Here is a 12090-nt window from a genome sequence, read left to right as displayed (position 1 = left end):
TGCTTATATTATAAAATAGTTAGTTGAATTTTCGGAATAATATTTTGCAAATACATTTAGGAACAGTATTCTATTTACGGGAGGGGGTGAGCTGTTTACTTTCTATGAAAAAAGGAAAAAAGCACTAGGAACTATATGCATACAGCATCGTATTATACGTCGCCGGGAAATATATGAGACTATGTTTTTGAAAATCAGGAGGAATGCTTGATGAAGCAGGAAAAATTAATACGCCGGAATGACCGGGAAGCATTTGAAAAAACGAGGAAAGAGTTTGTGCATCTTGAACTTGTGAAACCTGACGCTGAGCTTCGGCTTTGGGACAGCAAGGCTGGGGGACACCCCTACCTGCCAAAAGGCATCGATTATCCGCTTAATCAAGCAGGGCAGCCCCTTCATTTGCTTGCGCAGCTTAATTTGGATAAACTCCCTAAACTGCCGGATTTTCCGGATAAAGGCATTCTATCTTTTTACATCGATTTAAATGACGATGTTTTTGGGATGAATTTTGATCAGCAGGATGACCAGTCAGGATTCCGGGTCCTATTTTTTGAGGATGTGGAGGAAAATGAAGAATATCTGGTGACAGATTTTTCCGCTATAGATGAACACCGTTCCAATTGTGAATATGATGTCCTCGAGGGCGGGGAGTATTTGATTAAAGGAAAAGCTTCAAGTATGTATATAGCGGCAGGTGATTACCGGTTTGATGAAGTGATCGGGGAATCAAGCCTTGATTATTTCGAAAGGCTGGCAGAGGAAGAAATGCCTGAAGGATATGAAGAGGTTGACGACCTTTACAATGACTACAGCAATCCTGAAGGAGCAGTACACCATCAGATGGGCGGCTATCCTTATTTCACACAAATGGATCCACGAGAGGGCGGGAGCAGATATGATACCCTGCTGTTCCAGCTGGACAGCGATTATGACAAGGCAAGTGAAAAATACGCGGTCATTTGGGGAGATGTTGGCATCTGTAATTTTTTTATCAGCGAAAGCGACCTGAAGGCACGCCGGTTTGACCGGGTGCTGTTTAACTGGGACTGCTGCTGATCTGGCGGGGAGGATTATATGAGTCTTTTTGGGTGGATTTTCTTATGGGGGCTGCCTGCTTTACTCCTCTGGAGTACGGTGCTTGCAGCGATTCAGGCAAAAAGGGCAGGAAACGAAGGGCAGTTCCTCGGGAAGACCCTGACCTTTATAAGTGCAATTTATGATTATACGATTAATTCCTTTCTTACATGGCTGTCGATCATTTTTCTGGTGTTTGGTTTTTTTGCCATAGCGGAAGGCAGCATACTGGGATTCCTTTTCATGACCGGGACTGGGGGATTGATGCTCTATCTTTGTTTTCCAAGACTGAAAATGCCTGAGTGAGGGAGAGCTGCTATCATACAAAGAAGGCAGCTTGGTTATGATCTTTTAATAAATGAAAGAAATTATCTTCCGCTTGTATTATAATAAAAGAAATACGATCTGAAGGAGAAACAATATGTCCAATCAGGAAAATACTCAAAACGGCGAAAAGAAAAAAGTAAGTCTTCAGGAATTGATGAAGCAGCAGCTCGAGAAAAAGAAACAGGCGCAGGGAAATGGAAAACAAGGCGCCAAGTCAGCGGCTAAAAATCAGGTGATGAAAAGCCAGATGACTAAAAAGGCGAGCAATACCCGCAGGAAAATGGGCGTATGACCAGAGGAACCCTTCTTTCAAGGAAGGGTTTTTTTATGTTTAAAAAAGAATCTGATGAATGCTTGGAACGTGCAGAAAAAGAGAGCGCATGCATAGGAACAGTCAAAACAGTACATGACCCACACTTGAAAAGGTGCTTCATGCATAGAAAACAGTCTAATCGATACATGACCTTCATTTAAAAAGGAAACTCATGCATAGAAAACAGTCTAATCAATGCAAGACTCTCACTTGAAAAGGTGCTTCATGCATAGGAAACAGTCTAATCAATGCAAGACCCTCACTTGAAAAGGAAACTCATGCATAGAAAACAGTCTAATCAATGCATGCCCCACACTTGAAAAGGAAACTCATGCATAGAAAACAGTCTAATCAATGCATGCCCCACACTTGAAAAGGAAACTCATGCATAGAAAACAATCTAATCAATACATGCCCCTCACTTTAAAAGGGATCCTCCTGCATAGCAAGTTAGCTCCACCCGCAGGAGACCTCCATGAAACTTTAGTCTTAGTCCACTCAGCCAAAAGCAGCATAGTCTTTTCACCAGTATGACGGAAGGAAAGTCTTCTGTCTTCCGCTATATTATAAAAGAAGAGCAAAGAGGGGGCTGAGGTAATGAAGGCAGTAATCGTTACGGGGAATAAACCTGTCAGGAAGAGCTTAATGATGCTGCTTCAGGCATATCCAGAACTGGAGGTTTTCTTTCTGGATGATAATGAGCCCTTCAGCATACCAGATGATACAGATGTTGTGATCATGGATATAGATTCATTGCTGGACATTCAGCAGCTTACCTATTTTATAGGCAGTCATTCTCTCATTTTTTACAGCCGCTCCAAGGAGTTTTCCGAGCTGGTGGATTGGCTGCATATATATAATGCAGATTTTTTTAATGTATATACACCTCCTGACTGTGTGCTTCATCTGATAAAAAAAGCGTGCTCACGAAGAAAGCCTTAATAGTTGATGCAACAACTAATATGTGTTCTAATGAAGGCAAATAGGGATAATGACAACGATTTGAACGAAGAAGGAGATGGATAGAATGGAAGAAAAGAGCCTTTTTAAAAGAAGTGTCAAAGACCATTGGTATGTAGAGTATGAAGAAGCGGGCTTCCCGTTCATCCAGAAGGGCTGGGTACTGCCGGCTGACCGGTTCATGGATTTTGATCCATTCATCCTGATGGCGGAGGACTGGTTTAAGAGGGGCGCTTTCTCAGACCATCCGCACAGGGGGTTCCAGACAGTCACATATGTTGTGGATGGCAGGCTGGAGCATATCGACAATGCAGGCGGCCGGGACATTCTTGAGCCTGGCGACGTGCAGTATATGAATGCCGGCTGGGCAGCGCGCCATGCAGAGGAGGGCGTGGAAAATGACATTGCCCACACGCTGCAGCTTTGGCTGAACCTGCCGAAGGAATTGAAAAAGTCTGAAACAAGCTATCAGAATGTTTACGGTGAGGATGCACCGTCCGTCGATTTTCAAGGAGGATCAATCAAAGTATTTTCCGGAGAGATAGCAGGTGTCAAGGGGCCGCTCAGTTCTGCTGTCCCAATTACTCTTTCTGAGATCAGCTTAACTAAGGGATCAGAATATACACTGACCATACCTGAGAATCATAATGCATTTTTGTATGTCCTCTCAGGGGATATGGATTTTGGAGAAAATGAAGTGAATCTCAAAAAGCATGGAGTCGCGACCCTTTCATACAAGGACGGGGGAGATATCAATAAAGGCAGCGAACTTGCCATAAAGGCGAAGAGCAGAAAATCGAAGGTGCTTGTATACTCCGGTGCACCGATTAAGGAAGAAATTGTTACCTATGGTCCATTCGTGATGAACACAATGGAAGAAATCAGGGAGGCATACAGGGATTTCCATAATGGCAAATTTGGCCCGCCTGCTGTTTAAGGAGCTGGTTTCATGAATCATATGCTAAAAAATCTGTATGAATTGCTTTCTTCAAAATTGCCGGACTCTTCTTTCAGACTTAATGAACCCTTAAAGGAGCATGCTTATACAAAGCTTGGCGGACCGGCAGATATTTACGCTGAATCGGTATGCCCGGAGGATGCAGCATATATCCTAAAGCAGGCAAAGCGGCATGGGGTGCCTGTGACTCTGATAGGCAATGGTTCCAATATTATCATCAGGGATGGAGGAATCAGGGGGCTCGTTCTCTCATTGTCAAAAATGAATAAGATTTCGGTCACTGGAGATACAGTCATTGCCGAGGCTGGCAGCCGGATCATCGATGTTTCCCGCAAAGCATTGGAGCACAGCCTTTCAGGGCTGGAATTTGCGTGCGGGATCCCAGGGACGACTGGAGGGGCACTTTACATGAATGCAGGTGCCTACGGCGGACAAATCTCTGATGTCCTTCAAAAAACAGTAGTTCTCACAGAGGAAGGAAGCCTCCTGGAACTGGAGCAAGAGGAGCTTCTGCTGAGCTATCGGAAAAGCATCATTGCTGAAAAAAAATTCATTGTCCTGAAGGCAGAATTTAATCTGTCCATTGATCGCCAAGAGGATATTTCAGCCAGGATGAAAGAAAACACGGTAGCGAGGGAAAGCAAGCAGCCGCTTGAATTCCCGTCCTGCGGGAGTGTGTTCAAGCGTCCGCCAGGCCATTATGCAGGAAAGCTGATCCAGGACAGCGGCCTTCAAGGAAAAAATATCGGCGGGGCAGAAGTCTCCCGCAAGCATGCCGGCTTCATCATTAATAAAGATAATTGTACGGCAAAGGATTATCTGGCACTTATAGAATATGTCAGGAAAATTGTGAAGGAAAGGCAAGGCGTCGAGCTTGAAACCGAAGTTATTACCCTTGGTGAGGAATTTTACAAAGGGCGTCATGCTTAAAAAGCAGGGAGGTGAGCCGCTTTTGGGATAGTGGTAGTGGAGATTTGCGACGGCAGCCTGATTGCAGAACTGGACCTTGAAGGACTCCTTGAAGCGCAATATCGTGAAGTAGCCGTTATTGAGAGCAGCTGCCTATCCTTTTGCGGCATGTGCGCCAGGCGGCCTTATGCTATAGTGAATGGGAAGCGCATATTTGCAAGGACGGCAGAAGAGTGTCTTCAATTGATAAAAGAGCATATTGATAATGAATTGAAGGAATTTGCTGTTTAAAAAAGAACTGACATTGGGAGGAATCGGTTGTGAAACTTGTCGGCATTTCAGGATCCCTGACCGGATCGAAAACATCAAAGGCTGTACATGAAGTACTCGCTGCGGCAAAGCGCTTGTCTCCATCTATCCAGACAGAGCTGCTTGACTTAAAGGACTATGACGTTGAGTTTGTTACAGGCAAGCCGCTGACTTATTATAACAGCGACACATGGAAGGTTGTGCAGACTATAACTGAAGCCGACTTCCTCGTTATAGGCACGCCGATATATCAGGCCTCCATTACAGGAGCGCTGAAAAATCTATTTGATCATCTTGCTGTAGATGTTTTTAAATCAAAAGCAGTCGGTGTTTTAACAACAGGGGGATCCGACAAGCATTTTCTTGTTGCGGAATATCAGCTTAAGCCGATCATTTCCTACTTAAAGGGAACTATCCCAGCCAGCTCAGTTTTTGTTCACAGCAATGATTTTAATGAGGACAATGAAATTGCAGCACCCATTGTCCTTGAGAGAATTGAAAAGCTGGCAAGGGAACTGATCACTCTCCAGGAATCCTTGGACAAATAAGAACTCAGAAGAACTCCTCCCATAAATGGCAGGAGTTTTTTCTTGATTTTAAAGGGCATCAAGAAAGGTGCTATACTAAAAGGTGCGATTAAAGATTATTAGTAATAAAGGAGCAATCATCATGATTTATATGTATGTCGGACTGGCCGGAATGTTAGGCAGCATGCTGAGATACTGGATAGGGATCAGCCTGTTCGTGGAGAATGTTTTTCCGTACGGCACATTGGCCTGCAATCTGGCCGGCAGCTTTTTGCTTGCCTGGCTGACAACCAGTGTATTTAAAAAAATGAAAGTCACTCCTGAGCTTATGGCCGCTATTGGCACGGGTTTTGTCGGAGCATTCACGACTTTCTCAACTTTAAGTGTGGAAACTGTCGATTTATTTAACAAGGGACATGCATACCTCGGAATCCTTTATATCATCTTCAGCATGATCGGCGGACTTTTTTTCAGCCGGCTTGGATTCAGGATAGCTAAGGAGGAGGGAGCCATATGAGTATTTTCCACTTTGCACTGGTAGGCATTGGCGGATTTTTCGGGAGCATTGCCCGGTTTGCCATAAGCCGGAAATATAACAGCAAAAAGAAAACCCTTCCTATTGGAACGATCATCGTCAATCTGTCTGGTGCCTTCTTGCTTGGCCTGCTGACAGGAGCTCATCTGGATCAGAGTTATCTTTTATTCGCCGGCACCGGGTTTATGGGTGCTTTTACAACCTTTTCTACACTTAAGCTAGAAACCATCCAGCTGCATATCGGACAAAAGAAAAAAGCACTCTTCCTGTACATTGGCATTACATATGTTTTCGGAATTTCCCTCGCCTTTCTAGGCTATCTGACAGGGAATAATATTTAATGATCTTCGGCTATCCAAAAAGGATAGCCGTTTTTTAATTGACTAATTACAAACAAAATTATATATTGTTTGTATAATAATCAACTAAATTTATAATTGTTTATTAATAAACCTGCGGGTCATTGGAGGTATTTTAATGCGTGATACATCTGCAAGCCTTTGGGAGGCAAGTCTTGAGGAAATAAAAAAAGGATACAGAGAAGAAGAAGATAGCTTTCTTTGCTTGTTATGCGGTGAGAAAATTGAAAAGGGTGTAGTTTATCCATATGAAGACCGCTTGTATGAAGCAGAGAGATATACGCGGCTTCATATCGAGAGATCACATTCCTCGGTGTTTGACTATTTGCTGGGTCTTGACAAGAAATGGACCGGGCTGACAGAGCATCAGAGCCAGCTTTTGAAATTGTTCTATAAGGGAATGGCGGATAAAGAGGTGCAGGCCGAAATGGGCATCGGAAGCGCTTCTACCATTAGGCATCATCGTTTTGCTCTAAAGGAAAAAGAGAGGCAGGCGAAAACATTCCTTGCAATCATGGAGCTCTTGCGAGAAAAGGACCAGTATGCGCCGGCTTTTGTACCACCTCATAAACATGCATCAATGGTTGATGACAGATATGCCATTACAAAGGAAGAACAGCAGAAAATCGTCGATAAATTCTTTCCCGGAGGCATTGCAGGCGGCCTTGAAAAATTTCCGCCAAAAGAAAAACAGCGGCTGGCAGTGATAAGAGAGATCAGCAAGTTTCTGGAGGCTGGCAAAGTGTACAGGGAAAAAGAGTTAAACAGCATTATAGAGGGCATTTATGAAGACTATGCTCTGATCAGAAGATATTTAATTGAATATGGCCTGCTGGACAGAAAGGCCGATGGAAGCGCCTATTGGCTGAAAAAATAAAAGATGGGGGAAAGAATCATGGACCGGAAAAAGGAACTGAAAAATCAATTCATGGAAGTGCCAGTGGAAGCAGGTGTCTTTCAAATAAAAAACAAACACAGCAAAAAAATGTTTATTGGAAGCACCAGAAATATTAAGACATTGAACGGTCTGAGATTCAGTCTGGAAACAGGGTCCTATGTTAATAAGCCTCTTCAGGAAGATTGGAGGAAATCTGGGAAGGATGCTTTCGAAATCTCGGTGCTTGAGGTTCTAAAGCCGATTGACGACCCGTATTACAGTGAAAAGGAAGCACTCGCAGAGCTTGAGAAGAAATGGCATGAGCATTTCCAGCCTTATGGCGAAAAAGGGTATCACACCCTGCCCAAATAAATAAAGAAGAGGTGTCCCTCTTCTTTATTTATTCGTCTTCATCTTTCCAGGTCTGGACATTGTCTGTTTCCAGTATACCAAGTGTGGCATCGCCGATATCGGTATCTGTCAGCAGCAGGTCGCGGACTCTGAATTTGATATCATCAGCATCTGCCAGTGAGAGGCCAGCCCTAAGCTCAATGTAGCTTTCTACATGGAAGCGCCTGCCTTCCTGCAGGATGCGCATATCCATGATATCCACCACATCAGGGTCGGAAAGGATCATATCTGCTACTCGGTCCTCAACGACTTTCGGGGCGGCTACCCCGATCAGTCCGATGGTATTTTCATAGCCGATTTTAACAGCAATCCCTGTGAGCAGTAAGCCGATCAGTATCGTTCCGACCCCATCCAGAAAATAAAAACCGGTAAAGTGAGCAAGCAGGATGGAAACAAGGGCAAGCAGTGCGCCAAATGTGGCAATCAGGTCTTCATAAAACACAAGTCTGGTCGGCGGTGATGCCAGTCCATTATTCTTGAAAGCAGTCGTAACAATGGCAAAGCCTTTGGCCTCACTGCGGGTTTCATGATTAATTTCCTTCATCGCCTTTAATAGAATGAAGCCGTCAACCCCTATAGCGAGAAGCATGATGGCAATATTAAGCAGGATATTGGTGGACTCCTTTGGGTGCTGGATCAGCTCCCAGCCTTTGTGGATTGTTTCATAGGCCATAATTGCGATGACGATCACAGCAACGAGCACAAACAGGTTGACAACACGCCCAAAGCCGGTCGGGAATCTTTTCGTCGGCTCCTTTTCAGCAAGGGCACTGCCAATGAATACAAAGCCCTGATTGAGGGCGTCTGCTGCAGAGTGCAGCGTGGTTGCAAGCATTGTACCGCTGCCGCTTATGGCAGCAGCAATCCCTTTGGCAATTGTAAGCACAGTATTGCCGATCGCAGCAATGCCGGATGATTTGTTTCCTTTTTTCAATAATTGGATAAAAGACATCTTTTCACCTCTCCATTTTTTCCAAATGGTTTGTCCAATATTTAGCTTAACCATCTGGCTTTGATTTATCATTTTTGAACATTTAATGGACAGAAGGGCTAATAGATTGCCACCGGCCAAAAATGACAGTAAAATAAGAACTAACTATAACGTGCCGGTAAGGGGGTGATTCATTTGGGAACGAGCAATTAAAGCAGCTTGGCTTTTCAACAGCAACCTATGATGCAAGGGGTTCTGTAAACTATTACACCAAATTTAGTTTGCTGAAACCTGTACGTTCTAAATTGAATTGCCGCTGCAGCCTGGCCGGGATTCGGCTTAAGTAATGGATTAAAGGCTGCTGCCGACACCAGCGCCTTACTAGTCTTAAATAAACATGAGTAAAAAATATTTCTCCTGACTTGCCTGATCAACTGCCAGGGGATTAGCAGCGGTCATGACCCTAATTTTCCAGGAGGTGTACGCCTTACTTTGTAAGGCTATTCATTGACCACTATTAACTTGATCATTTTTGCTATTTTAATTGCATTGACCGCCTTTTTCGTAGCGACGGAATTTGCAATCGTTAAAGTAAGATCTTCTAAGATTGACCAGCTTATTGCAGAAGGGAAAAACGGGTCACTGGCTGCAAAAAAAGTCGTGACACATCTTGATGAGTATCTTTCTGCCTGCCAGCTCGGCATTACCGTGACAGCACTGGGCATCGGGTGGGTAGGGGAATCGACATTTGAAGTTATCCTGCACCCTGTGCTTGAATATTTCCAAGTAAGCGAATCGCTTTCCCATATTCTGACTCTGGCATTTGCATTTGCTATTGCCACTTTCCTGCATGTTGTCGTAGGGGAGCTTGCACCAAAGACTCTTGCCATACAAAAGGCTGAAAAAATCACATTGCTCTTTGCGAGGCCCATCATCTGGTTTTACCGCCTGATGTATCCTTTCATCTGGTTCCTGAACGGGTCTGCTCGTTTGCTAGTCGGTCTTTTTGGCCTGAAACCGGCATCCGAGCATGAGCTTGCCCATTCAGAGGAAGAACTTCGCCTGCTTTTGTCAGAAAGCTATAAGAGCGGGGAAATCAACCAGAACGAACTGAAATACGTTAACAATATCTTCGAATTCGATGAAAGAGTTGCAAAAGAGATCATGGTGCCGCGCACCGAAATGATTACGATCAGTATTGAAGATAATTTTGAAGAAATTATGCTAACGGTGGAAGAGGAGAATTATACCCGCTATCCTGTTGTCAATGGAGATAAAGATCATATCATCGGCTATGTTAACGTAAAGGAATTTCTCACTGCAAAAATACTGGATGACGGTATGATCCACGAATTGTCAGAGTTCGTAAAGCCTGTCATGCATGTGATTGAGAATATACCGATTCATGATCTGCTCGTAAAGATGCAGAAAGAACGGACCCATATTGCAATCATTATGGATGAGTATGGCGGAACATCAGGACTCGTTACGGTAGAAGATATCCTTGAGGAAATCGTTGGAGAAATCAGGGATGAATTTGATGACGATGAAATACCTGAAATCCGGAAGGTGAAGGAAGATGAATACATCCTTGATGCCAAAATGCTGCTTGAGGACGTGAACGACCTTCTCGGAATTGAACTGTTAAGTGATGATATCGATACGATTGGCGGCTGGGTCCTTTCACAGGATTTCGATGCTGAAGTTGGAACACAAGTGGAAGCAGAAGGGTTTATTTTCAAAATTACAGAAAAAGACGGGCACCAGGTCCTGTATATTGAAGTAAAGAGAGTTTCATAGCATGTTAAAAAGGATGCAGCCTAAAGGTGCATCCTTTTTGTCCAGAGAAAAAGCAGGTCAGCTGACGCGGGCCTGCTTTGTTTGTTTTGGGGCAATTTCTTTGACGCCCAGTATATCCAGCAGAAACATAAATACAGGTATGCCGACGATCAGACCCCAAATTCCGAAGAAATGCTCTGAGAAGATGAGTACAATGAAGGTATAAAAAACCGGAAGTTCTGTTTTGGATGACATAAGCTTCGGGTTAAGGATATAAGCTTCAATAGCATGAATGACCATGACTACCAGGATGATATAGCCGACGAGCATGAATCCGCCTATTGAATAAGCTATAATGATCAGCGGAATCATAGAGATAATGACACCTGCCACAGGGATGAGCCCCAGGACTAATACCATCAAAGAAAGGGCTACCAGCTGCGGGAAGTCCATGATCCATAGAGCCAATGTCGTCAGGAGGCAGTTAACGATGGCGATAACAAACTGAGCTTCAATGACTTTTCCGAATGTCATGGAGAATTTCCTCGAGAAATATTCGATTTCATCATAGAAAGCAGCGACTTTGCTCGTCTTGAATTTTAAGGTGAAATCTATCAGTTTCTTCTTTTCAAGAAGGAAAAACAGGCTGAGCAGCAGTGATATCAGTACTTGCATGCCGATTTTACTTATATCGGTAAAATATTTCAGCAAAAACGTAAATCCTTGCTCAAGATATTTGTTGATATCATTTTGTTCAATGAACAATACAATATAATTGATGAATCCATTTTCATGGGGGTGCAGATAAAACGCCTGCAGCTGGGCAATCAATTGTGTTACTTCCCGTGATATGACAGGCAGATAATTTATGGCCGCGAGCGTCAATCCTCCAATTAAAACGAGGTATAAAAACATTACCACCAGGGGCCGGTTAAGGTTCCACTTGTCTGTAAGCAGGGTGGTCAGCCGGTCCATTAAAAAGGAAAAAATAAAGGTCAGCAGGATGATATTGATCATGCTGTGCAGTGATATAAGGAGCAAGAGGATGATTGCAAAAATGATAATCCGCTTTGCACCAGTCTTAACCCAAATATTTCTCCAGTTTTCCATTCATGTGCTCCCTCTGATTCTTATTAAACATCAGCTGTTATATAAGAATTATAAAGTGATATTACTATTCAATTATAGCATTTAAACTCTCCAATACTAGCTTTCCAGACTTTGCAGAAAACTATTTTTTAAATTTGAAGGGATATCTATCTAATAAAAGATACGCACTGGATTATACGTTCATTCACCATCTATAAAATTAACAATAAGCTGTTATCTGTATGTATAAGAAAGCCCGGCTCGTACAATAGAACTAGGAAAATTTGTAACATAAATGTAAAAAATCCTCCGTTAAGCATACAGAAATCTTTATCAAAAGCATATAAGCTATTCGTATATAAAAGAGAAGGGGGATCGGCTCTTGGAAGAAATTTCGCAGAAAATAGTCTGTCCTTGCTGTTCCCGCGGGACTGTACAAAAAAGAAGGCTATTAAGCAAGATACTTTCCTTGCCAGTCCAGGGTAAAACGGCAGGATGGCTGACTGAAAGCATCGAGGACTTTCTGCTTTCTGAAAGTATACCGCTTGATAAACTCATGGAGATTCGTAAAGAACTGACTGCATCAATTGCAAAACAAAGGAACCTTCACGGAACTGTCAAAATACTTGACCGGTATTTTACAAATGCCAATCGCTGTTTTTATTGCTGCCATTCTTTTTAGCAGATGGTCTGCAATTGATTCATAGAGAAGTGGAGTCAAAAAATACAATA

General features: G+C 43.2%; 16 protein-coding genes. 14 read left to right on the top strand and 2 right to left on the bottom strand.

Features of this window, described 5'->3' with window-relative positions; all coding sequences use genetic code 11:
• The first annotated feature begins 210 nt into the window (after positions 1 to 210).
• From LCM00_RS02445 to LCM00_RS02390, 12 genes are all read left to right on the top strand, one after another.
• Complete coding sequence (locus tag LCM00_RS02445; RefSeq protein ID WP_224897532.1) at positions 211 to 1056, top strand: YwqG family protein; 846 nt, start codon at positions 211 to 213, stop codon at positions 1054 to 1056.
• Between the two features lie 18 nt (positions 1057 to 1074).
• Positions 1075 to 1380, top strand: coding sequence for a hypothetical protein (locus tag LCM00_RS02440; RefSeq protein ID WP_224897529.1), 306 nt, complete (start codon positions 1075 to 1077; stop codon positions 1378 to 1380).
• 115 nt (positions 1381 to 1495) lie between these two features.
• A complete protein-coding gene (locus LCM00_RS02435; RefSeq protein WP_224897528.1) occupies positions 1496 to 1693 on the top strand; it encodes a hypothetical protein in 198 nt (65 codons plus the stop codon).
• Positions 1694 to 2311: 618 nt separating this feature from the next.
• On the top strand, positions 2312 to 2656 hold the full coding sequence (locus LCM00_RS02430) for a hypothetical protein (protein ID WP_224897527.1): 345 nt from the start codon (positions 2312 to 2314) through the stop codon (positions 2654 to 2656).
• Positions 2657 to 2741: 85 nt separating this feature from the next.
• Positions 2742 to 3611 (top strand): pirin family protein, encoded by an 870-nt coding sequence (locus tag LCM00_RS02425; RefSeq protein ID WP_224897526.1) that lies wholly within the window; start codon positions 2742 to 2744, stop codon positions 3609 to 3611.
• Between the two features lie 12 nt (positions 3612 to 3623).
• Entirely contained in the window at positions 3624 to 4562 is a 939-nt protein-coding gene (murB, locus tag LCM00_RS02420; protein ID WP_224897525.1) for a UDP-N-acetylmuramate dehydrogenase, read from the top strand.
• A 30-nt stretch (positions 4563 to 4592) separates the two neighbouring features.
• Positions 4593 to 4832, top strand: a complete 240-nt coding sequence (locus LCM00_RS02415; protein WP_224897524.1) for a DUF1450 domain-containing protein — start codon at positions 4593 to 4595, stop codon at positions 4830 to 4832.
• Between the two features lie 29 nt (positions 4833 to 4861).
• Positions 4862 to 5398: an NADPH-dependent FMN reductase gene (locus LCM00_RS02410; RefSeq protein WP_224897523.1), complete on the top strand. Its 537-nt coding sequence runs from the start codon at positions 4862 to 4864 to the stop codon at positions 5396 to 5398.
• Positions 5399 to 5519: 121 nt separating this feature from the next.
• Entirely contained in the window at positions 5520 to 5894 is a 375-nt protein-coding gene (gene crcB / locus LCM00_RS02405) for a fluoride efflux transporter CrcB (protein ID WP_224897521.1), read from the top strand.
• On the top strand, positions 5891 to 6253 hold the full coding sequence (gene crcB, locus LCM00_RS02400; RefSeq protein ID WP_224897519.1) for a fluoride efflux transporter CrcB: 363 nt from the start codon (positions 5891 to 5893) through the stop codon (positions 6251 to 6253). Before crcB (LCM00_RS02405) ends, crcB (LCM00_RS02400) begins: the two co-directional genes overlap by 4 nt.
• 136 nt (positions 6254 to 6389) lie before the next feature.
• On the top strand, positions 6390 to 7148 hold the full coding sequence (locus LCM00_RS02395; protein WP_224897517.1) for a DUF2087 domain-containing protein: 759 nt from the start codon (positions 6390 to 6392) through the stop codon (positions 7146 to 7148).
• 18 nt (positions 7149 to 7166) lie between these two features.
• On the top strand, positions 7167 to 7520 hold the full coding sequence (locus tag LCM00_RS02390; protein ID WP_224897516.1) for a GIY-YIG nuclease family protein: 354 nt from the start codon (positions 7167 to 7169) through the stop codon (positions 7518 to 7520).
• Between the two features lie 28 nt (positions 7521 to 7548).
• Here the strand turns inward: LCM00_RS02390 and LCM00_RS02385 are convergent, their stop codons facing one another.
• On the bottom strand, positions 7549 to 8511 hold the full coding sequence (locus tag LCM00_RS02385; RefSeq protein ID WP_101547882.1) for a cation diffusion facilitator family transporter: 963 nt from the start codon (positions 8509 to 8511) through the stop codon (positions 7549 to 7551).
• Positions 8512 to 8997: 486 nt separating this feature from the next.
• Here LCM00_RS02385 and LCM00_RS02380 point away from each other — a divergent pair, with 486 nt between their 5' ends.
• Complete coding sequence (locus LCM00_RS02380) at positions 8998 to 10290, top strand: hemolysin family protein (protein WP_224897514.1); 1293 nt, start codon at positions 8998 to 9000, stop codon at positions 10288 to 10290.
• 57 nt (positions 10291 to 10347) lie between these two features.
• Here the strand turns inward: LCM00_RS02380 and LCM00_RS02375 are convergent, their stop codons facing one another.
• On the bottom strand, positions 10348 to 11379 hold the full coding sequence (locus LCM00_RS02375) for an AI-2E family transporter (protein ID WP_224897511.1): 1032 nt from the start codon (positions 11377 to 11379) through the stop codon (positions 10348 to 10350).
• A gap of 361 nt (positions 11380 to 11740) precedes the next feature.
• Between LCM00_RS02375 and LCM00_RS02370 the strand changes: the two genes are divergently transcribed.
• Positions 11741 to 12040: a hypothetical protein gene (locus LCM00_RS02370; protein ID WP_224897510.1), complete on the top strand. Its 300-nt coding sequence runs from the start codon at positions 11741 to 11743 to the stop codon at positions 12038 to 12040.
• The last annotated feature ends 50 nt before the right edge of the window (positions 12041 to 12090 follow it).

The sequence above is a fragment of the Bacillus infantis genome (assembly GCF_020171945.1).
Classification (GTDB): Bacteria; Bacillota; Bacilli; order Bacillales; family Cytobacillaceae; genus Bacillus_AB; species Bacillus_AB infantis_A.
The sequence above is the reverse complement of the archived record's forward strand: the minus strand, read 5'-3'. Positions and strand labels throughout refer to the sequence as shown.

What these genes read in the sequence shown, in the direction of transcription:
- LCM00_RS02445 (WP_224897532.1), top strand. Translation starts at nt 211, where the DNA reads ATGAAGCAGGAAAAATTAATACGCCGGAATGACCGGGAAGCATTTGAA.
- LCM00_RS02440 (WP_224897529.1), top strand. Translation starts at nt 1,075, where the DNA reads ATGAGTCTTTTTGGGTGGATTTTCTTATGGGGGCTGCCTGCTTTACTC.
- LCM00_RS02435 (WP_224897528.1), top strand. Translation starts at nt 1,496, where the DNA reads ATGTCCAATCAGGAAAATACTCAAAACGGCGAAAAGAAAAAAGTAAGT.
- LCM00_RS02430 (WP_224897527.1), top strand. Translation starts at nt 2,312, where the DNA reads ATGAAGGCAGTAATCGTTACGGGGAATAAACCTGTCAGGAAGAGCTTA.
- LCM00_RS02425 (WP_224897526.1), top strand. Translation starts at nt 2,742, where the DNA reads ATGGAAGAAAAGAGCCTTTTTAAAAGAAGTGTCAAAGACCATTGGTAT.
- murB (WP_224897525.1), top strand. Translation starts at nt 3,624, where the DNA reads ATGAATCATATGCTAAAAAATCTGTATGAATTGCTTTCTTCAAAATTG.
- crcB (WP_224897521.1), top strand. Translation starts at nt 5,520, where the DNA reads ATGATTTATATGTATGTCGGACTGGCCGGAATGTTAGGCAGCATGCTG.
- crcB (WP_224897519.1), top strand. Translation starts at nt 5,891, where the DNA reads ATGAGTATTTTCCACTTTGCACTGGTAGGCATTGGCGGATTTTTCGGG.
- LCM00_RS02395 (WP_224897517.1), top strand. Translation starts at nt 6,390, where the DNA reads ATGCGTGATACATCTGCAAGCCTTTGGGAGGCAAGTCTTGAGGAAATA.
- LCM00_RS02390 (WP_224897516.1), top strand. Translation starts at nt 7,167, where the DNA reads ATGGACCGGAAAAAGGAACTGAAAAATCAATTCATGGAAGTGCCAGTG.
- LCM00_RS02385 (WP_101547882.1), bottom strand. Translation starts at nt 8,511, where the DNA reads ATGTCTTTTATCCAATTATTGAAAAAAGGAAACAAATCATCCGGCATT.
- LCM00_RS02375 (WP_224897511.1), bottom strand. Translation starts at nt 11,379, where the DNA reads ATGGAAAACTGGAGAAATATTTGGGTTAAGACTGGTGCAAAGCGGATT.